Source organism: Candidatus Margulisiibacteriota bacterium, from assembly GCA_041650855.1.
In the GTDB taxonomy this organism is placed as follows: domain Bacteria; phylum Margulisbacteria; class WOR-1; order O2-12-FULL-45-9; family XYB2-FULL-48-7; genus JALOPZ01.
On the sequence record JBAZKJ010000005.1, the window covers coordinates 21,005 to 39,898 of the forward strand.

Here is an 18,894-nt window from a genome sequence, read left to right on the forward strand (position 1 = left end):
TTAGCTGATCCTATGGATCGACAAATTGGTCCTGCAGCCGGCAGCGTCATAATTTAGGGTGTTTGCTTCATTGAGCCAGACCCCTATTTTTAGGGTTTGCCCTGCGGGGATATAGACGACATCAGAAATCGCCATTGAAAAACCGGCCGTCCCCGAAGACCGAGAACTGACCTGTTTATAACTGGCAGAATTTACATAAATACCAATGATGTATACGCCTTGATCTGTCGTTGCGCCGGCAAGTTCAATGACAGAAGCAACCGCATAATATCCCGACGCTATCGCGGTAAATATCCCAGTTGAATTGTCATATTCCCCCAAGTTGTCATAATTTTCAGTATTAAATACTACAACAGTTGTTTCCTGCGAATTTATTGACTGGACCGATCCGGTCCGGCCTGCCCTTGCCCTCGACGCGCCGGTGATTGACACCTGGCCCTCGATCGTAACTGATCCCGCGTTATATAGGATCCCGCTCGCGCCATAAAAAGAGTAATCCGCGGCCGCGCCAGTCCCCCCGGAACCCGCAGCATAAACACCGATATTTTTCCCCACCGAATGAGCGTAGGAGCTTTCGCCTACAACGCCCCGGGCTTCGACGTTATCCGTGCTGCCCCTTGTTGCTTTGCCATAAACTCCCTGCGCTAAATAAGTAGAGTTAGTAAGTGCCACGCCTAACACGCCAACCCCACTTGTCGAATTTGATTTTGCTTCACTAACTAACCCATAAAGATAGGGGCTGGTGAAAGTAGTATTAGCCCGGCTGACTATCATTTGCGCGGCTGGGAAATCGGCAAAGGCGGCGTTGGTGCCGACTCGCGTTACTCCAGCGATCGTTGCCGCTCCGGTGAGCTGGATATCCGACCCTGTTATCTGGCCGGTGACCTCCAAGGTGCCGGTTGCCGAGACATTTTTGACCGCCAGCGAGCCCCAGCGATATACGGACGTGCCGAGCGCGGCGGTTTCTGCGGTCGAGCGGACGCCGGTCGAAAGCCGCGGGTTCCAGTCTCCGGTCATGTGCAGGTGCATCGCCGTAAAATCATCGGCGTCAATTATGGCGGTCCCATCGCCCGTATCGTTGACTGGGGTAAACCAAGTATCGGTATTATCGGCCAGCGCCCCGCTCCCGATCATCAGCAAAAATAAAAGCCCTGATAACAGTTTTTTTAACATCTTTTTCCTCCCCTATATTTTCCTGACATCAACGAACGACCTAAAACTCATCACGTCTTGCCCTATTCTCGTCGCCTTCATGTCCTTTTCGATCTTGATCCCGCCGCGCCGGCCGGTATAACGGCCGGTTCCCAAGCGCCCAAAAGACCCTTGGCCAAAGAGTGACGGAGGGATATACCCGGGATCACCGAAGTAATTGACCCTCAGCCGATCGAGCAGACCGATTTGCGGCACGAACTTCGTTTCCAGCGAGATCTCTTCTTTCGGCTCTTTATAGGCGGCCAGATATTCGTCGCTGACCGCCTGCCGTTTGGCGTCGGTGGTGATCAGCCGGTTATCGAGCGAGTAGGTCCTTACCCCATATTTGTCCGACGAGCTGCCGTCGCCCGGCGTCCAGGTCTCCGACGAGGAGATCGGCGGATCGGTGTTGTACCAGGAAAAGCGGTTAAAGACCTTATCCAGCCCCTCGTTATAATTCGAGGCGTTGTAGATATTGATGTCCTTGCCGCGCGAACCCGGGCCGTTAAAGGTGAATTCAACGCCGGCCGACGCGTCCTTGCTCACAAAATATAAGACGAAATCCGGCCCGACCCACCAGGCCGAGTGGCTGGCGGCCGCCATATAGTCCAGGGCGTCTTTGCAGGACCAATCGCTGAAGTCGTAGGAATCGACCACCACGTCCAGGCCGGGAGTGATCACCACGCCCTCCAGTTTGGAATGGAAAACGTACTCACCGCCGACCTTCAGGTCATAGAGGAGCTGAACGACCTCTGAAACGCTCTTGTTGTCGTACCAGTCAATGCTTCCGTTCTCGAAAGTCCCCTCATTGAGGTCGCTGGCCGTTTGCGTATCGAAAATAGACGAGGGCGCCAGGCACGGCAGGTAGATGGTTCCGTTAGCTTGCGCGACGATATTGTCGCCGACGATCATCCCGGCGCCGATATCGTAGGAGTATTCGACGTCGTTTTCGTCGATATACCCGGCTTCGACCTTGACTTTCGTGTCGTGCCGCGTCAGATACCCGTAAAAATAACTGCTTGACCGGGTTTCCGCGGCGAATTGAAAGGTATCGTTCCGGCAGGTAATTCCGAACCCGCCCTGGGTGAAGTTGTTCAACTCGAGGTTGTCGATGTTTTGGATGATCGTATCGACGTCCAGGACGTAATCCGTAATATCCAGCCAGTCGGCCTCGTAGCCCGGGGCGCCGATCAGGCGGCGTTTGATCTTGATCCGCTTAAAACAGCGGGCATAATCCTTGCTTATTTCATCGAGTATTGCCATTATGTTTCCTTTACGTTGAACGAGCCCCGATAACACTGCTCGCCGGCCGGGCCCCAGACCGAGACTTTGTCGAATTGCGGCTGGATCATATTGACGTAATACTGCTTTTCCGGCTTGCTGTCGTCGGGCATGAGCCAAAAGCTAAGATGGAGGTTTTTTAGGTTCGTGATATAGTCGACGTAGGTTTCCAACAGGTCGTTAAAGGTAAAAACATTCTGGTACTTCGGTTTCATGGCCTCGACCACCACAACGCTACCGCCATCGGCTTTCTCATGCTCGTTTTGCTTGTAATAAGGGACGTTGTTTTCGGTGTCCCAAAGGTTGCCGGGGGCCAGCGAGAAATACTCGTTGTAGGCCAGGAATTCCCCGATATATTTCTGCGCGTTCGCCACGATCGTCGTGACCGCGCTGATCTTGACCTTGAGCGTGCTTACGGCCGTGAACGTAAAGAGATTGTTTGCCTCCGCGTTCACCGTTTCGTTGATCGGCGTCGAGAAGTCGACGTAGGCGGAGCCGTTCCAATACTGGACGGTAAACTGCTTGAAGTTGTGCGTGAGCAAGCTGATCGCGCTGATCGTCCGGGCCGCCGCCCAAACGACCTCGATCGTCTCCGTCGTCGCGTCGTTGCTGCCGACCGAGGTCCACACCGTCGCCGCGTTACGATCGTAAACATTCGCTACGCCGGCGCCGGTCGACGCCGCGATCGTCGTAAATAGTTCGATCTGGTTGCGGTTATAAAAGCGCATCATCAGTTAAGCCCCAGCGTCAGATTGCGGCGCTCGATTTTCCCCAGGTAATAACCGATCGCTTTCGCGAATTTTAGCGCTTCGGCTTCGTTCCCCATCAACGCCCCGGCCTGAATGGTGATCTGAAAGGTGTCGCCGCCCCCGAGTTTCCCGATGTTCTTAGCCCCTACGACCGTATCCTTTGGCGAGATCTTGATAATCCCCTGGCCGGGGCGGGAAATGAAGTCATTCGCCGACGTAGGCGTGCCGACCAATTCCTGCAAAGATTTTTTGACCTCTTGAAGTTCGGTTAGGATCGTCAGCCGATCTTCGGACGGAGTAGCCAGATACTTTTCGCGGGCGGCAATTTCAGTCTGGTAGTACACCAGATTAGATAATTCTTCGCCGGTCAATGCTCTGGTCTTTTGAGCGTCTTGCAGTGATTTTTGTTTGGCTAAAAGATCAGTAAGCTCGGTGTTGATTTGCGAGTCGTTTTTCGTCAATAACCCGGCTTCTTTACTTAATACCGATTGGAGATTTGAGAGCAACTTTCCCTTTGCCTGCGCCTGGGTCATGCCGGACACGCCTAAGTAATTGGCCAGATCACCGCTGTAGGTACTGTCGGCCCCAAGGGCCAAAGAGTCAAGAGCGGATACGGCTTTTTGAGCATAAGATTTTTCTTTCCCGATCTCACTAATGGCTTTATTTGCTCGCTCAGATAACCATTCGAATTTTTCGGCAACCAGTTCGGCCGTTGTTCTTGACAGGTTGCCGAGCGTTTCAAGGAACCCCCCTACCAAGCCACCAATTAAACCTCCCACTCCGCCGGCCAGCACCGTTCCGAGGTCCCCGAACTGCCCCAGCATGGAATTTAGGCCGGCCGCCATTGGCTTAAAGGCGTTGGTCACGACGGTATTCGTCATGTCCTTAGCCAGCTTGTCCCACATCGCCTGGATATTCGTCGCCCCGGTCATGAACGCGTCGGCCATAAGACGGGCGGTGATCTCGGTTTTCTTAACCTCATAATCGCTGATTTTATCGATCAGCTTTATTCGCTCGTCGTGCTGAAGTTTTTTGTCCTTGGTTATCTGTAGCTCAATCGCTTTTAGCTTCGGGACGTTACCGTCGGCCAATTTAATCTGACGGTCCCAAAATTCGGCTTCGGCCTTGCTTTTTTTGTCGGCGGTTTCCTGGGTGGCCTTGGCTTCGGCGGCCAATTGTTCTTTAGTTTTTTCGGTCTTAATTGTTTGCGCTGTCGCCTGCTTTTCGATTTCCTTTGTGCCCTTGCCGATCAGTTCGTTAAAATCCAAAACCGCTTTTTGAAATTGCCCGGTTAAAAATTCTCGCTGGATCTTGCTCGTTAACAACCAATTCTCCATTGCCCTAACAATCAACAGGATCCCGGACTGCATCTTGATCAGCGCTGGAAATACTTCAGTATTGATCTCCAAGCCAAGCGACTGACTGATCATCTTGTAGTCGTTCATCTTGCGGTTTAGCTGTTCCAGCTTGTCCTTGTCGAGGTCGCTTAAAATGAGACCGAGCTCTTCGGCGGTTTTAGTAACATTAGCCATTTCCTCGGCATCGGCAGAAAGAAAATCATGCAACTCTTTCCCGGACTTACCAAACAAATCCATTTCCATCGCCGTGGCTTGCGCCCCATCCCCAAGTTCTTTTTCCTTGACCCGCACTTGGGTCATGATGTCATCCATTGAACGAAGTTTGCCGTTCGTGTCGGTGGTTATAATCCCCCACCGCTCAAGAGCATCTTTGCCTCCGAGAATATTTTTAGCCAGAATCGACATGCCGTTCGCCACGGCTTCCGCCGACACTCCAACGTGCCCCGCCTGGACAACCCACCGCGACGACTGTTCTGCCGAAGCTCCTGTTATATCTCCCACCTTGTCGACAGCTTCAGCATACTCAAGAGCGCGATCGCTCATATTTTTCATGGCGGCCACGACGGCGGCCGCCGACATCGCCGGTAAGAGCGCGGAGAAAGTGGACTTGAGGAGTTTTACGCCCTCATTGGTCTCGTCGCCTTTCTTTTTGAGCTTATCAAGGCCATCGAGGATCTGCTCGATCCCCTGCCCTTCCTTGAGGGCCTTGATAATTAACCGTAGTTCTTGGTCGGTGGCCATTATTTTTTAAGCCCCATCATTATTTTCATCCTCTGCACTTCGATCTCTGCCTGGGCTTTCGCGTCACGCTGCCGGAGGTCATGGTCGAAGAATAAAACGGCGGTAAGGAACGGAAGGCCGGCCCAGACAGGAACCCCAAGGTGGTGAAGCAATGCCAGGGCTCCCAGGGTATAGAACACCTCGCGCATTTACCTCACCACCTTTATCAAAATTTAGAGCGCCGAGTAATCGATCGAACTCTGGAGCGTGTAGCTGATCGGAACATTTGCCCCGTCGACGTCGCCGGCGAACATTTCGAATCCGACCGTTTCCTTGAGCTGAGCCGAACCGCTCCTGTCCGGCAAGGGATTTTTGAACCGTACCACCGGCATGGTAACCGTCAGCTTGTAGGGATCGGCGCCGGCGATGAGCTGGGACGAGGTGTAGGTGATCGCAATCGCGACGTCGGTCGCCAGCCGGAATTTATCCCAGTTCGAGAGATCTTCGAAGTCCAGCACAAACGACCCCTCTCCCTTGTAGTTCCCGCTAACGTCCGGCTCGATCGTCTCCCCTCCGGCCCCTACCTTGTGGTTCGGGACCACCAGGCCGTTATCTTCCGTCCACTGGACCGAATCCAGATAGGCCGCCGCGCCGGCGATCGTCATCGCGGCTTCGGAGAAGATCAGCGGAAAGGTCGATGGATAGGTGAAGGTCGTAAGGGAGCCTTCGGTCCCGAACTTACCCCCGCCGTCACACCCAAAGATCAGGAACTGCGCGGCGCCTGCCATCGCCTGCGAGAAGTTCAGCTTCTTGATCTTATAACCGGGGACCATCAGCGGATTCTCGCCGCCCTTGCTGTCTTCGAGCGACATACTCTGATCGGACACCACGCCCGGCTGAAAGACGTTCGAATAGACCCCGGGATTTATCTGGGTCGTGCTGGGCGTGCCGTAGGCGACCAGCAGGAAGTACCCGAGGATGTCCGGATAGGCGTTGAATTCCCAGCCGCCCGGGGTCCACTGCTTGCCGGCACGAGGTGTCGGTGCGTAGCGGCTGGCGCAGCCCTCTCCGTCCCGGGGGGCCATTTCGACATCCGGCTTGATCGTACTTTTCAAGGTCGGAACGCTGATCGACGGCGTTTTGCCGTCCGCCCAGGCGTCTTCGATTGCGAACTTCAGTTGACCTTCATTCCCTGATCTCATGTTTTTTTACCCCCTTAGTAGCAATAAACAATCGCTTCGGCAGTCGCGTAGCCGGCGCCTGATTCATAAAGTTTGAATTTTGCGCGCGGCGATTTGACTTGAAGCGGCGTGCCGGCAACCAGAGCATCGGTACCGATGCTGACCGTAGACCCTGGTGCCAAGTACCAGACGGCTTCGGCGGTTATCGTGCCGACCGAACTGTCGCCGACGGTCAACAGGGCGTACTGACAGCCCGGGGTCGACACGTAGTCGGATAAGGACGAGCCCTCAAAGGTCAGATTCCACGACGTGCTCGCCCAGTTGCTGTCGACCTTGAGACCAAAAGACGCCCCGACGAGAAGCAGACACATCAACAGACTGAAAATCAATTTTTTCATAAATTCCCCCTTTACGTTCTTTGGCCGGCTACCTGATAATTTAGCTGGAGCGTTAACCTGATCACCACCTCCCTAACGTTGTCATTTACGTTTTTATTATCCATTGTTTCGATTTCGTAGCCGTGGATCCTGTTATTCAGTTTTAGATCATTGCCCTCAAAAGCTAATTTTATAGCGCGCTCGAAACGCAGGATCCCCGGGGATCGATCGTCGCCGATGATCTGATCGTCTAAACGATTTTTGATGCCAATTACGCCCCGAATTTCAATTATCATCGGGACTTCGAGCATCTTCGGCCCTGGACCTTTTACCTCCCTACTCGGCAGAATCTCCATTACGATGCAGGGCATGACCCCATCGATGTACCCTTGCCGATACCCCTCATAAACTTTTTTGACGTTCGGCACGGTCCGGAGCCGGTCGGCGACGGTCTTCCAGACGCTTTCTTCGGGCGTTAGAGCCAGGGTCATAGCGGCCTCCCGCGCAGCAGGAACGTCAAGGCGACGTCGACGTTGAGCGCCAGGCGCTCCCGGATCTGCTGGATCGAATTTAGGACCATCCTGGCCGGCCCGGCATGACGCCGAACGATCCGATCCCCGAACGTCCGCCTGCTTCTGAGGTTGCTATGCGCCCGCACCAAACGCTCGCCGGTTTCGATAAAGGGGAAATACTTGACCAAGTTGTAGATCATCGAGATCCCCGGCCCGAGCCGGACGACCTGGAAGCCGCGGCGCAGGTTCCCGGTCACGGCCGGCGTCTTTTCGGAAATGTACCGCTTGCCCTCGGCGACCGTGGTGGCCACGGCCCGGTCAAGCTCCGGGATCAGCTTTTCGCCGGCGACTTTAAGAATCGCCTTATATTGGTCGATCTGCCTCATGTCGATCGAGATCTCCAGGCTCATTAGATGGTCCTCCGCTTGTACTTCTTCAGGATCGTCCAGATGTCGTCGGGGATCTTAGAGATCAGGTACGATTGCGTCTGGCCGGCTTCGTCGAAATACGTTCGTGTCTTGAGGCCGCTCAGGATCGCCGCCATCTTGATCGCGCAGCCCTTCACCTCTTCCGGCGGCTCTTTATAGGCGACGTAACTGATTTTTATCCTGTTGGCCCCCGGGTAGAAGCTGGAAGACTCAAGCTTGATATGCCCAGGCTTGATGTGGTATTCGGTCAGGTCGGGATCAGCGTTGTAGGTCATCAAGGTCCCGTTGTCGTAAAGAGAGGTCACGCTCTGGATCGGGTAATAGTCGGTAAAAAAGCAATCTCCGCCATTAGAATCGTGGTATTCATCGACGATCGTCTTACTGACGAACTGAACGCCGGTGTATTGGATGATCCGATCGGTCGCCTCGTCAATACACCTGATGAGCAGGGCGTCACTGACCTTATCACCGAGATCCTTTGACAATTCCTCTTTCAGTTCTTCCAGGCTGCACAGGCCGGCCGGCTTCCCGCCCAGGTACGCCACCGACTTGTCGGATTCGGCCAGCGTTTGGCTGTTGTAGTAGCTGAACTTGTAGTACTTGGCGGCCGTACCGGTCGGGTCAATGACGTTCGTGAACGGCTGATCGATCTCCAAAGCGAATGGGCTGCCGGTGATCTCCGCGTAGGTCCCGCCCTCGGTGTCGCTCCGGTAGACCTTGACCTTGTTATAGGCCGCGACCATTACCGGCGCCTGGGCCGAGTGCGCCCGCGACAAGGCCCCGACCGCGATGGTCGTTCCGGACGGCGCGGCCGTGACCTGGACGATCTCCGCGTCTTCTTCCCCGGGGTGGCCGACGATCACGAAGTCGTCGTCCGCGAAGCCCCCGATATTGACGACCGACAATGCCACGGCGGCCGCCGCCGCGTCCGCGGTCAGAAGCGTCGCTTCCGCGCCCGAAAGATCAGGCAGTTTTAAGAGTCGATCGATCACTAAGGACATTTTTCCCCTCCGAGCGGGGCCCGGGAGTGCTTTGCCAGGCCCCGCTTGTTATTTAATACGTCTGAATGTGCAACCATCCCGCCCCAAGATAAATTTCGGGGGTGATAGTCCCGGTCGGGATCCAACACGATCCCTCCGGCGTTGCGTCTGCCCAAGGGCAAGCAACCTGGGGAGCGAGTAGCAAACCATTGCTGCTGAACATCGTTGCCGTCATAGTTGATGTAGCCGTCAGATTCGCGAATGTTTGCGAACTGGCGGCGTCAATTGAAATCGTTCCGGTCGAAGTAATCGGACCGCCCGTCAAGCCGGAGCCGGCATTAATCTGCGTAATCGTTCCACTTGTAAGCCCTGTTATTTGCGTCCCATCACCCTTTAACCATCCCGCTTCAACCGTACCGGCCGTAGTAAATGCCGCCGCTGTTATATTGCCGGTCGTACTGATGCCAAGATCGGCCGCCAGTTTGGCGCCGGTAATTGATTCGGCTACCAATTGACTGGCATTGATAGTTTTTCCGGTCAAAACTTGCGCGTCTGATGTCCCTACGATCGCTCCGGTGGTCCCGTGGGCGATCGCCTCTCCGGTGTGAGCGTTAAACCCGAAAGCCGTCTGGTAATAAGCCGGGAGCTGGCCACCAAGTTTATCCGAATCGGTGGTCAGCATGACGCTGCCGCTGGTGTGCATGATTCCGGCCGCGCGGGCAGGGCATGGCCGTAGGGGAAGCCCTACGAAGACGAGCATGAGTAGAAACAAGAGAAGCAAGATCTGTTTTTTCATCTTTTCATACCCCTTTTTTAGAATACGACCCCGATCCTGGTCGATACGCTGCCGGTCTGGGCCTTTAGCCGGATTTTCTTGGTCTGCATGTCCCGGCTCTGAACTTCGCCGGGGAGCAACCGCCAGCCATCCGTCGACATCTCCGCCTCCTGGGTAATCCTACCGTCCCAATTTACATAGACTTCGCTCGACAATGAATCATTGGCGATCACCACGGCCGCCGATTGGCCCAAAGACGATAGATCGATGACGGTCATTGCCCCGGATGTTACGGTCCGGGTCAGGTTGTAGTCATATTCGGCAAAGCCGAAACATGCCCCCGCTTGCAATAGGCACGCGAAAAAGAAAACGATTGTTTTTCTCATCCCTCTTTACCCCCTTTTTGATCTGAGATATTCGCCCTCATGTTATTCGGAATCAGCTCGGTGTCCTTAAATCTTTCGACGAAACCATTGTCGATTAAAAGCCTTGCTCGTGCTTTGCTCACCTCGAAGACGTCCCCCCTACTTTTTAGCCCGCCTTCCATTAGACGATTAATCAAGCATTGGACTTTCATGTTTTGTTTAGGTCAAGAAAGGGGGAGAGGCCGCGCCCCTCCCCCTCTGACTAACTTACTCCCCCTCGACCGGAACGTATTCCGCCGTCATCGACAGATCGCCGGCAGAGGTGCTGTCAAGCACCGCATAAAGTGGGGAATTCTCCGCCGCCGCCGCCACCGGCTGACCGTTCCCACGGTTTTTCGATGCGGCACCGTTGGCGATTGATGCGATCGTGGTCATCATCTCGAACGCCTCATCGCCGGACGCGTAGGTATAGGTCAGGTTCCCGGCCAGGGTGATGCTGACGCCGGCGGAGATGCTGCTGATGACCCCCTTCTCGAACTTGGTCATGTCGGTCTTGGACCGGATCACGACCTTATCCCCATTGGTAAGCCCGGAAGTCGCGGCCAGCGGAACGACTGCCTGGCCGGAAGCCGCGGCACCATCCAGGGTGTAGGGACCGGTCGTCTTCTCGAAAATGCCGATTACCGAACCGGCTTTGTCCGAAGTCGAGTCAATATTTTTGACTACAACCTGACTGTTTTTATCCCCCCGAAAGGTGAGCTCCGAAGCCGTAGCATGAGTCGCGTATTTCGTCTCTAATTTATTTGCCATGATCGCTTTCCTCCATTTCCTCGAAACCCGGGGTATTTATATCCCGCCCCCCATAGCGGTTTAACAGCCTATTTTATTTAGGCGGTTTTTATGCCGGAAACCCGGAAGAACCGGCTCTGCAGGGCGGCGTGAACCGTAAAGGCCGTCCGTTTAATAGCCCGGAACGACGTTAAGTCGTAACTGAAGTCCGTGCTGTCGAGGCCCTGCGCGATTATAATCCCCCGCTTATCGCCGATGTAAGCGTTGGAGAAGTCGCCGCCGACCAGGAAGGTATCGGTGCCTCCGGTTCCCAAGGTGGTCGGGACGTTGTAATCGTCATGGAGCTGGTATCCGGCGATGGTGTTCGGGGTAGCACCCGCAGCATTGGCCCAGAGGTACTGACCATCGGTGCCTTTAAGCTTGCGGAACTTCCCTTCGAGGATCGGATTGTAAATAAGGTCGATTTTCTTTGCCTTATTCGCCTTGGCCTGCCCGATCCCTTCAAACACGTCGTCGAAACTAAAATTAGCTCCGGCGGCGACGGTCACGATCGAGGCCAGGTTGTAAATTCCGGTGATCGGATCGGTCGTTCCGGAACCGGCACCGTAAAGGAAGGCCGAGTCTTCCTTGTTCCCAATCGCGATACCGAACTCGCGGATCAGTGTGGCCTCAGCGCTGGGATCGCTGTCTTCCAGATCCTCGTTGCTTACCTTGGTCAAGCACATCATCTTCTTGGCCACTAACTGGATCTGGCCCAAGGTCCAGTCGGCTGGCGTCCCGGCCGCATTTTCATCCAGCCAGTAGGCCGCGATCCCGGCGGTGACAATCGGCCGGTTTTTGGTGTTGTACTTCATTCCCACCTTTGTGGCTAGCTGACGAACGACCGCGTACTCCTCCGCAATGCTCATGATCTGCGTTTCGTATTCGATCGGGACCATGTAGCCGCCTGATGTCGAGCTGCCAACCGTGATGACCTTCTGATCGCCATTCACCATCTTGTCGCCTTCGAGATTGACGAGAGGCATCTTGTACTTATCGACCAGGTACGAATCGTTCATCTTGATCGCTTTCAGAACCTCACCGAAATGACGCTTGTCACCCTGCTGCCGAATGACCGCCGGGAAACCTTTGGCATCGAGAGGGATCGCCTTTAAGACCTCCTCGATAATTCTCTTCGTTGCGGCCCCGGCTTTCGCCTCTTCCGCTACCGGATCAACCACTGGGATCGCTTTTCTTATTGCCTCCTCAACGGCTGGGCCTACTGCACCTTTGATCTCATCCCGGACATCTTTCAGGGTCACTGTCTTACTATCATTATCTGACATGTTTTTTCCCCCTTATTGATCATTTTATTCAGCCTTTCCCGCGCTTCACTCAAAGCGCCCTCGTCTTCCGGGCTCAATACTTCGCCGGCGTTGATACTCGCTTCATAGGCTGCTAAGCAACCTTGAAGTTTTTTCGCCGTGCTTTTCTCGGCCTCCCCTGGAAGATAAAGCCCTTTGCGCGTCAGCGCATCGGGATCGGCTCCTACTCCTACCAGCGAAATCTCAAAGATTTTCGCGTAAGTTAAATACTCCGGATGGTCCTTGTCTTCCCAATACCACCGGCCGCCGATCGACAGCGCCCGGCCGTGGCCCTCGGAATAAACAGTGCGGGCATGTTTGCAGAGGGGGAAGTCAGAGGCGGAAAAGACCATCTTAAATTTCAGACCAATTTCATCTTCGACGATCAAGCCACCCATTTTGGGGTTGAACGAACCGGCGATATTCCCGACCTGGTTCCAATGGTCAAGCAGGCAAACCGGATTTTTGTGGAATTCCTCGAGTTCATAGACATAATTGCGGAGCGCCGAGAAGACTGTCGGCACATCGCCGTAACGGTCTAACTTATTTTTGGTATTGGCGTAGCCTTCGATCGTTACAATGCCCTTGTCGTTTGTGGTCGTCTTAAATTCTTCGATCGCAAACTGCATAATCCCTTCGACGTCGCCCGCCGACCGGCCCGCACTTAAATCCTCGACCGATAAAATCTTCCTATTTTTTAACATTTGCCTTTTCCCCCTTTTTTTATCTCGACTTTAGTTTTTTTACTCCTCAAAAGCTGCAATTCCATCAGCCCACCTCCGGAACAATGCAGCCGGTATGGTTGGGATGAAACTCCAAACCGTCGGCTTCGTCGATCGGGATATGGGTCGCCCCGCAATCCGAATCCGGCTCAAACGTCGTGCAACCGATGACGTCAACGAACTGAATGTCCGCCGCCTTGTAGCTCAAGATCGATCCCCGATCGTAGGCGGCCGCCGATTCGGTCCTGGCGATCATCTCCGCCCGGTAGCCGCGCGCCTGATCGTAGATCCCTTCGATCCTGGCCTTCAGATCAGCTATTGATTCCCCGGCATCGACGCCAGCACGGATCTCCGCGTCGATCGCGTCTTTCGTGGTCTGATTGACCAGCGTCACCTTCTGCGCGAGCCGGGCGATACCGGCAGTTACCTGCGGGTTCTCGACCGAAGCCTCGACTTCGGTCCCCAAAGCGCCATTGACGTCCTCGATCGCCCGGAGCATGACGCCGAGATGGCCTTTTCGAATCCGCTGCAGCAGTTCGGTCTTTTCCCGCTCAAAATCAAAGATATCTTCAGCGGAGATCTTCCTCTCCAGCGTCAAGCTCTTTTGGGTCTCCAGTTTGGCCAGGACCCGTTCCTCCTGCCGGTCAAAGAACGTTTTCATCTCGGTTTTGATCGTCTTGCCAATCTTTTTCCGGGTATTCAGCGATGCCTTATAGATCTGCTGCCGAACGCTGGCGGTAATTTTCTTGGTCCCGAACCGCTTCCCGCCGGCCGGCGGCGCCGGTTCGGTCGTCCCCGCGGCGTCGGCGATCGGAATCATATTGATCGGCAGGTAATAACCGTCCATCGCCGGGTTCTTTTCAACCTTGGGTAGATCAAGGTACAACACCCGACCCTCGTTCGGCGAAAGGCCCGCGTTCAGGACGCCTTGGCTGTAAAGTTTCATGTTCAGCTCATTGTCCTTGCGCCTTACGTCTTCGTAGTAGTATCCCCAACTCTGATTAAATAAACGGACAATCCCGATAGTCTTGGCCTCTTGAATCCGAACCAGTAACGGATAGACGGCTCTGGCCCAATAGAAGGCGTCTTGAGATTGAGAATTCGAGTTCGCTATCGTGGCAGCCTCGAATATGCCGGCAATAGCAGGCGGGATTTTGAAGATCCCCAATATCCCTTCGCGGGTATATTTCATGAGTTCGAAAAACGCCATATCCTTTTGTGACAGCCCTATATTTTTGATGTCCATCCCGCCGTGCAATGTAATGTTTCGGTGGGAATTCTTGACGCCGCGATATTTCTCAAACTGCTCCTCGAGTTCCTTGATCTGTTCCGGTTCTTGATGTTCGGGGAGCACCAGCGCGGTCGCTGGTTGGCCGCCCTTCTCGAAAAAGTTCCAGTTATAAATCTGCGCCGCGAGATCGGTATTAAAAAGGGTTGCGTTATACTGAATCTTCCCCATGCCCCGGAAGTCATCCATTGGATTCGGCAGTTTGAGGTGGACAATTTCGTCCGGGGCAAACCTGACTGTCTCCGTGCCCCACCGCATTTCATAGCCGGTCAATTGCCGCGATCGGACATCGACGACCGGCTCGGTCAGGGCAGGGTTCAAAAGCCAAAGGGCTCCGGGCCGGTTTTTAATCTTCTCGAACATGTTCGTCGCGGTTTTTAGGATATAGGCGTTGCCGGCCAGAAGCAGGAACCAGGACATCATCTCGTTAAATTGAAACGAAGTCATGGTGGGATTCGGGTTTTCTAGTAGTTGTACCAAGTCCTCGTCCTCGACCAATTTCGATTTTCGGTCGTACACCCCACCCTTCGCCATGCCAACGTCTTCTCCAATCAACGAACAGCTGATGCCTACCCAGTGAAGCGCTTGGGCCGCACTTAAGTAATCGGCGGTGTTGATAAACTTACTCCGCGCCGGTCCCCCACCCTCTCCCCCCCATTCCCGGATCACGCGGAAACTCGAATTCTTACGGCCAAGTTCGCGCATCATCCGAAAAGCATCAAGGTATTCTCTGACTATTCCCATCTCACTTCCTTAAACCACACAAATCCCATATTGCTGCTGCCCCTGCCCCGCGATGTCGTCGTAGACCTCGGCATGGTAGTAATGGTCCGCCCGGCTCCCCTCGACGTAGGAGTACGCCTCGTTACCGTCCGCGCCGGTGACTTTGATCTTCTGCGGCGCCTTCAGCTGGTCGTAGTAGCCGGGGATCGTGTTGGCCTCCATCGGGATGATGTTCTCGCGCTCAATGAACCGGTTGCCGGTCTCGTCCATCGCCCGGGTGCGGTTGATCAGGACCTTGAGCGGCTTCTCCGTCTTCTTGAATTCGTAGGTCTTATTCGGGTCTTTGAGCAGGTAATAAGCAAGGAAGACCCGGCCGGGGAAGCGCAAGGCGAACTTCGTCGCCTCCCGGGTCTCCGGCAGGCCATCGATCACGCACCGGCGGACGTCGAACTTCTTCATGAACCGGTCCAGCTCCTCCGTGTTCTTGACCGTACCGATAAAGACCGCCTTCTTTTTCGTTCCGTCCTTCATCGACACCCGGACGTGGTAGAGGTCGCCGACGTCGACGCCCATCGTGCAACCGGTCGCTTTTTCGATCGTGTACGCCTCCCGACAGCCGTTCAGCGCCAGGTCGTCGAGCTTGCCACCGGCCGGTGCGTAGGGCTGGCCAAGGTTGCCGTTATGAAAGTCCTGGAGGTTCAGGGTATCCCGGTACTCAATCCAGAGAGCCAGGAGGTTGGTAACTTTAAAAATGAGTTTAGAGATGTGATAACCGCGTTTTAAGGCCCCGGGGTTCTGCGGCCGCCACTCGCCCTCCTGGGCCCGGTTTAGGGGCTCTCCGCAGTCGCTGCAGACCAGATCTACCCGGTCGGGGTTCGGAATCGCCTTGTCGCGGGTCGGCGCCGGCCGGATGTTCTTCAGCCAGTCCGGCGTCTGCCACTTGCCGCACTTATCGCACTTCAGGAAGTATTCGTTCTGGTCGCTCTTCAGGTACTCCGCGTGGATCCCGTACTCGAAGTAGGTCGGCGTGCTCGCCTCTTTAACGATCCCGTACTTCGAACTGCCGAGCCGCTTCTTCATGGTCGGGACGTTCTTCTGGACCATCTCGTCGAATTCGTCCAGGATGTCGCAACCGGCGTCGACCGACTTGATCTGCCGCTGGTTCTGCGATCCCCGGAAGTAGATGAAGTTCAGCCCCACCTGTTTAAGGCCGCTGTTGTCGGTCTTGCGGATGAGCGCCTGCAGCCGGGGGGATTCGTCAATCCTCGGGTCGACCCGACCCATGACGAAGTCCTTGATCTGGTCTTTGGCCGGCATGGCATAGAAGACGTTTTCCTCACGTTGAAGCGCGAAATAGAAAGCGTAGGCGATCAGGTATTCACTGATCCGGCATTGCGCCGACTTCATTATCACCATGTCCGGGTGATCGTCGAAGTAGACCTGCTGTAGCGGCTCATAGCCCTCGAACCCGAACCGGCGGCCGTCAATGAAGTAATTTTCGGTCAACCAGTGCTCAAAAGTCGTCCTTTCGGTCAGCGGCCGGTCGGCCAGGCGGCGGCCGAGATCGGCCAGGAGCGTTTCGACCGTAACGGTCTCGACCGCTTTTCTGAGCGCCGGGAGCGAAGTCGCCGGGCGTTCGAGTAAGTCTAAGCTCATGCAACCCCCGCCTTCATCAGCGCCGCGCCGCACGCCTCCCGGGTTTTGGCATCCGGGATAAAGATCTTGATGATCTCGAACGCTTTGAGGACGAACCGCTGAACGACGTCGATCTTGACGTTAAAGGTCTCGCCATTCTCGATCTTGTTCAGCCGCTCGATGTTTTTGCCGATCGTATCGGAAATAGTCATCAAGACCTCGATCTCCTCCTGCCCGATCGCTTTGGCAAACTTGTACTTTTCAAGGTAAGAGTTCATGAGGCTGGCCTGAACGGCGATGAGCGCCCGAACATCGGTCAACTTTTTGTCGTTCGAGGCTTCTTCGATCTTCTCGGCCAGGCCTTTCATCGCGTACTTGGAGTAGAGGCCGCTCTTGATCGGGGTCTTGCCGCCGTGCATCCGGCACTTATCCTTGCCGAGGATCGCCCGGTTACGACATTGCACCCCGCTCCGCTTGCTCTTGGCCGTGCATTGCACGCTGGACGGCGACGGGAGTTTGGCGGTAGCGGCGGCCGCCCCTGCATGAGGGGCGTGGTCAGCCGAACCTGCAAGAGGTGTCTGGTTCAGAGGTCTATCCTCCCGCCGTAGATCACCCGGCCGATGACGGTCTGGCCGCCGGCCATGACCGGGTAGAGATCGGCAAAGAGCCGGAGATTTTCGGCTATCTTTTGTTCAAAACCGACGAAGACGCCCCAAGCGGGAACGTCCCCGGGGAAGACAGAGAGACCGGCTTTTACCGTAGTCAGGGGATCGGCTGACTGATAAAGGGAACCGGCCCCCCGGATTACCGCGCGCAAGTCTCCATTGCAGGCGGTCAGGCCGAGAGTGATTTCATTCTCCGGCCTGGGAGAAATCGTAAGCGTGGGGAGATCGCCGTAGAAGCCAACGGCGAAGATCGACCGGCGGGGTTTGCTTTTGAAACTCGAGCGGCCCCAGACCGCGGGGGCAGCGGGGGAGGAGGGTGCGGCTGGGGCCACCGGGGTTACTGTCGGGACTTCGTTATCAAGATCCTGGGTCTGGACCGGACCTTGAACAGGCGGACAAGGCATGGGGGAGTTGGGGGGGATGATCCGGTCTTTGGCCTTGACCCTGATATGCCGGTGACCGACCGGCCGGGCCTGATCGTAATCGGAATCGGAGTTCAAGTTGTTCAAGCCGAAGATATCATCGATCTCATCAAGCGCGAACGAAGGGACCGAGAGCATCGAGATCATCAGCGCCAACAGCAAGACCGATAGTTTTTTCACCCTTACCCCCATAGAGGGAGGGCCGTTTGGTCACGGCCTCTGTTATAAGTCCCTCTATATATGGCTGGCGAAAAGAGTGAATTCGGCTGTAACCCTTATCTGATAAGGAAAAAATAAGCGGAGCAAGGTCAAAACACTGCTCCGCCCCCCCCCTCACTTTGTGGGGAGTCGGGTTACGAAAAAAACATTTTGAAGAAACGCTTGAGGTTCCGTACTTGACGGTTAGATATTCTTAGTCTTCTCATTAGCCACCGTTCACTTGGCAAATCTTCCTGGCCATACATGAGAAAAAAAGCTCGCTGATATTTTGAGTCAAGTTCCTTAACCTTCCGCCGAAGTTCTTTCAGGCCGATACTGAAGTCGATCTGTTGGTCGATCCCTTCCATGCCGGTCCCGGAGGCGGCAACGAAACGCTCGTCAAGGCTTGTTGTGGCGATCATCCCCCGCTCCTTTCTCTGGCTGAAGTCACATCCAGTCCGCTTTATCAAAAACAAAAACCCTACCACAAACATCGCAAATTATTACAATAACCTGGGCGCTCTTGTCTGTTGGCTCGACATGGCATTTGTGGCAACAAAATAATTGCTTAAAAAACAATCTTATCCTTTGGAAAATTTTCAGTTCTCCCATTTTACCTTCTCCTCCTATTTTGGCGGGTGGGGACTCGAACCCTTGACCCTTTCGCCAAGCCAATGACGAATATGCTACCGCTACAACACCCCGCCATCTTTAATCCGCCGCCGAGCGGGGGAGTGCTTCACCCCGCCCGGCGTTCGCTGGCTGGCAACCCGTCAATGCTCGTCGGCATTGTTTTCGGCACGCTGCCACTTTCGGCCCGTCGGCACCAGCTATTTAACGACCGTATCTCAACTCGATCAGATCGCACATCGCCAGATATTCTCGCGCCGCCTTGTCCTTCCCGTGCGTTTCGATAATTTGCTTCCGAAAATCTTTAATAAATCCGGCCCAGCATCCGCAACGGATATAAATTCCTTGGTCCGTATCAAACGCATACGTGCAACGGTTTTCTGATCCAAAGCCGTTGAATGATAAAATGTAATCGCGCTGTAAAATATATTTTGTTTCCAAACTGCACCGCGCCGCGAAACTGCACCCCTCCGCGAAACTGCACCGCGCCGCGAAACTGCACCCCTCCGCGAAACTGCACCGCGCCGCGAAACTGCACCCCTCCGCGAACCTGCACCGCTCC

General features: G+C 54.9%; 21 protein-coding genes. All 21 read right to left on the reverse strand.

Going from position 1 to position 18,894, the window contains the following annotated elements; all coding sequences use genetic code 11:
• Positions 1-1,173, reverse strand: a complete 1,173-nt coding sequence (locus WC529_08840) for a hypothetical protein (protein ID MFA5114374.1) — start codon at positions 1,171-1,173, stop codon at positions 1-3.
• Between the two features lie 12 nt (positions 1,174-1,185).
• Positions 1,186-2,454 (reverse strand): hypothetical protein, encoded by a 1,269-nt coding sequence (locus tag WC529_08845; protein MFA5114375.1) that lies wholly within the window; start codon positions 2,452-2,454, stop codon positions 1,186-1,188.
• Positions 2,454-3,203 carry a hypothetical protein gene (locus WC529_08850; GenBank protein ID MFA5114376.1) on the reverse strand — a complete coding sequence of 250 codons (750 nt, stop codon included), beginning with the start codon at positions 3,201-3,203 and terminating at the stop codon, positions 2,454-2,456. Before WC529_08850 ends, WC529_08845 begins: the two co-directional genes overlap by 1 nt.
• Positions 3,203-5,320 carry a hypothetical protein gene (locus tag WC529_08855; GenBank protein ID MFA5114377.1) on the reverse strand — a complete coding sequence of 706 codons (2,118 nt, stop codon included), beginning with the start codon at positions 5,318-5,320 and terminating at the stop codon, positions 3,203-3,205. The genes WC529_08850 and WC529_08855 overlap by 1 nt, the downstream gene beginning before the upstream one ends.
• A complete protein-coding gene (locus WC529_08860) occupies positions 5,320-5,508 on the reverse strand; it encodes a hypothetical protein (protein MFA5114378.1) in 189 nt (62 codons plus the stop codon). The genes WC529_08855 and WC529_08860 overlap by 1 nt, the downstream gene beginning before the upstream one ends.
• Positions 5,509-5,532: 24 nt before the next feature.
• Complete coding sequence (locus WC529_08865) at positions 5,533-6,501, reverse strand: phage tail tube protein (GenBank protein ID MFA5114379.1); 969 nt, start codon at positions 6,499-6,501, stop codon at positions 5,533-5,535.
• 14 nt (positions 6,502-6,515) lie between these two features.
• Positions 6,516-6,878 carry a hypothetical protein gene (locus WC529_08870; GenBank protein MFA5114380.1) on the reverse strand — a complete coding sequence of 121 codons (363 nt, stop codon included), beginning with the start codon at positions 6,876-6,878 and terminating at the stop codon, positions 6,516-6,518.
• Positions 6,879-6,889: 11 nt separating this feature from the next.
• Positions 6,890-7,168, reverse strand: a complete 279-nt coding sequence (locus WC529_08875) for a hypothetical protein (protein ID MFA5114381.1) — start codon at positions 7,166-7,168, stop codon at positions 6,890-6,892.
• Between the two features lie 176 nt (positions 7,169-7,344).
• The gene (locus tag WC529_08880; protein MFA5114382.1) at positions 7,345-7,779 is read right to left on the reverse strand and encodes a hypothetical protein; all 435 of its coding nucleotides are present in this window, start codon (positions 7,777-7,779) and stop codon (positions 7,345-7,347) included.
• Positions 7,779-8,789, reverse strand: a complete 1,011-nt coding sequence (locus WC529_08885) for a hypothetical protein (protein MFA5114383.1) — start codon at positions 8,787-8,789, stop codon at positions 7,779-7,781. The genes WC529_08880 and WC529_08885 overlap by 1 nt, the downstream gene beginning before the upstream one ends.
• A gap of 61 nt (positions 8,790-8,850) precedes the next feature.
• Positions 8,851-9,573 (reverse strand): hypothetical protein, encoded by a 723-nt coding sequence (locus WC529_08890; GenBank protein ID MFA5114384.1) that lies wholly within the window; start codon positions 9,571-9,573, stop codon positions 8,851-8,853.
• A gap of 17 nt (positions 9,574-9,590) precedes the next feature.
• On the reverse strand, positions 9,591-9,938 hold the full coding sequence (locus WC529_08895) for a hypothetical protein (GenBank protein ID MFA5114385.1): 348 nt from the start codon (positions 9,936-9,938) through the stop codon (positions 9,591-9,593).
• A gap of 246 nt (positions 9,939-10,184) precedes the next feature.
• Complete coding sequence (locus WC529_08900) at positions 10,185-10,727, reverse strand: hypothetical protein (protein ID MFA5114386.1); 543 nt, start codon at positions 10,725-10,727, stop codon at positions 10,185-10,187.
• Positions 10,728-10,804: 77 nt separating this feature from the next.
• Complete coding sequence (locus WC529_08905; GenBank protein MFA5114387.1) at positions 10,805-12,007, reverse strand: phage major capsid protein; 1,203 nt, start codon at positions 12,005-12,007, stop codon at positions 10,805-10,807.
• Complete coding sequence (locus WC529_08910; GenBank protein ID MFA5114388.1) at positions 12,004-12,753, reverse strand: HK97 family phage prohead protease; 750 nt, start codon at positions 12,751-12,753, stop codon at positions 12,004-12,006. Before WC529_08910 ends, WC529_08905 begins: the two co-directional genes overlap by 4 nt.
• Positions 12,754-12,817: 64 nt before the next feature.
• On the reverse strand, positions 12,818-14,767 hold the full coding sequence (locus WC529_08915; GenBank protein MFA5114389.1) for a phage portal protein: 1,950 nt from the start codon (positions 14,765-14,767) through the stop codon (positions 12,818-12,820).
• A 45-nt stretch (positions 14,768-14,812) separates the two neighbouring features.
• On the reverse strand, positions 14,813-16,438 hold the full coding sequence (locus tag WC529_08920; GenBank protein MFA5114390.1) for a phage terminase large subunit family protein: 1,626 nt from the start codon (positions 16,436-16,438) through the stop codon (positions 14,813-14,815).
• The gene (locus WC529_08925) at positions 16,435-16,914 is read right to left on the reverse strand and encodes an HGGxSTG domain-containing protein (GenBank protein MFA5114391.1); all 480 of its coding nucleotides are present in this window, start codon (positions 16,912-16,914) and stop codon (positions 16,435-16,437) included. The genes WC529_08920 and WC529_08925 overlap by 4 nt, the downstream gene beginning before the upstream one ends.
• A gap of 86 nt (positions 16,915-17,000) precedes the next feature.
• Positions 17,001-17,684 carry a hypothetical protein gene (locus tag WC529_08930; GenBank protein MFA5114392.1) on the reverse strand — a complete coding sequence of 228 codons (684 nt, stop codon included), beginning with the start codon at positions 17,682-17,684 and terminating at the stop codon, positions 17,001-17,003.
• A gap of 173 nt (positions 17,685-17,857) precedes the next feature.
• Positions 17,858-18,196, reverse strand: a complete 339-nt coding sequence (locus tag WC529_08935) for a hypothetical protein (protein MFA5114393.1) — start codon at positions 18,194-18,196, stop codon at positions 17,858-17,860.
• Positions 18,197-18,687: 491 nt separating this feature from the next.
• The coding region (locus tag WC529_08940; protein ID MFA5114394.1) for a hypothetical protein at positions 18,688-18,894 on the reverse strand (207 nt) is incomplete at its 5' end.

Bases quoted from the DNA above. Each gene is read 5' to 3' on its own strand.
- WC529_08935 (MFA5114393.1), bottom strand. From the start codon at position 18,196: ATGTTTGTGGTAGGGTTTTTGTTTTTGATAAAGCGGACTGGATGTGAC.
- WC529_08860 (MFA5114378.1), bottom strand. From the start codon at position 5,508: ATGCGCGAGGTGTTCTATACCCTGGGAGCCCTGGCATTGCTTCACCAC.
- WC529_08850 (MFA5114376.1), bottom strand. From the start codon at position 3,203: ATGATGCGCTTTTATAACCGCAACCAGATCGAACTATTTACGACGATC.
- WC529_08890 (MFA5114384.1), bottom strand. From the start codon at position 9,573: ATGAAAAAACAGATCTTGCTTCTCTTGTTTCTACTCATGCTCGTCTTC.
- WC529_08855 (MFA5114377.1), bottom strand. From the start codon at position 5,320: ATGGCCACCGACCAAGAACTACGGTTAATTATCAAGGCCCTCAAGGAA.
- WC529_08865 (MFA5114379.1), bottom strand. From the start codon at position 6,501: ATGAGATCAGGGAATGAAGGTCAACTGAAGTTCGCAATCGAAGACGCC.
- WC529_08840 (MFA5114374.1), bottom strand. From the start codon at position 1,173: ATGTTAAAAAAACTGTTATCAGGGCTTTTATTTTTGCTGATGATCGGG.
- WC529_08870 (MFA5114380.1), bottom strand. From the start codon at position 6,878: ATGAAAAAATTGATTTTCAGTCTGTTGATGTGTCTGCTTCTCGTCGGG.
- WC529_08910 (MFA5114388.1), bottom strand. From the start codon at position 12,753: ATGTTAAAAAATAGGAAGATTTTATCGGTCGAGGATTTAAGTGCGGGC.
- WC529_08900 (MFA5114386.1), bottom strand. From the start codon at position 10,727: ATGGCAAATAAATTAGAGACGAAATACGCGACTCATGCTACGGCTTCG.
- WC529_08895 (MFA5114385.1), bottom strand. From the start codon at position 9,938: ATGAGAAAAACAATCGTTTTCTTTTTCGCGTGCCTATTGCAAGCGGGG.
- WC529_08915 (MFA5114389.1), bottom strand. From the start codon at position 14,767: ATGATGCGCGAACTTGGCCGTAAGAATTCGAGTTTCCGCGTGATCCGG.
- WC529_08875 (MFA5114381.1), bottom strand. From the start codon at position 7,168: ATGCTCGAAGTCCCGATGATAATTGAAATTCGGGGCGTAATTGGCATC.
- WC529_08845 (MFA5114375.1), bottom strand. From the start codon at position 2,454: ATGGCAATACTCGATGAAATAAGCAAGGATTATGCCCGCTGTTTTAAG.
- WC529_08880 (MFA5114382.1), bottom strand. From the start codon at position 7,779: ATGAGCCTGGAGATCTCGATCGACATGAGGCAGATCGACCAATATAAG.
- WC529_08920 (MFA5114390.1), bottom strand. From the start codon at position 16,438: ATGAGCTTAGACTTACTCGAACGCCCGGCGACTTCGCTCCCGGCGCTC.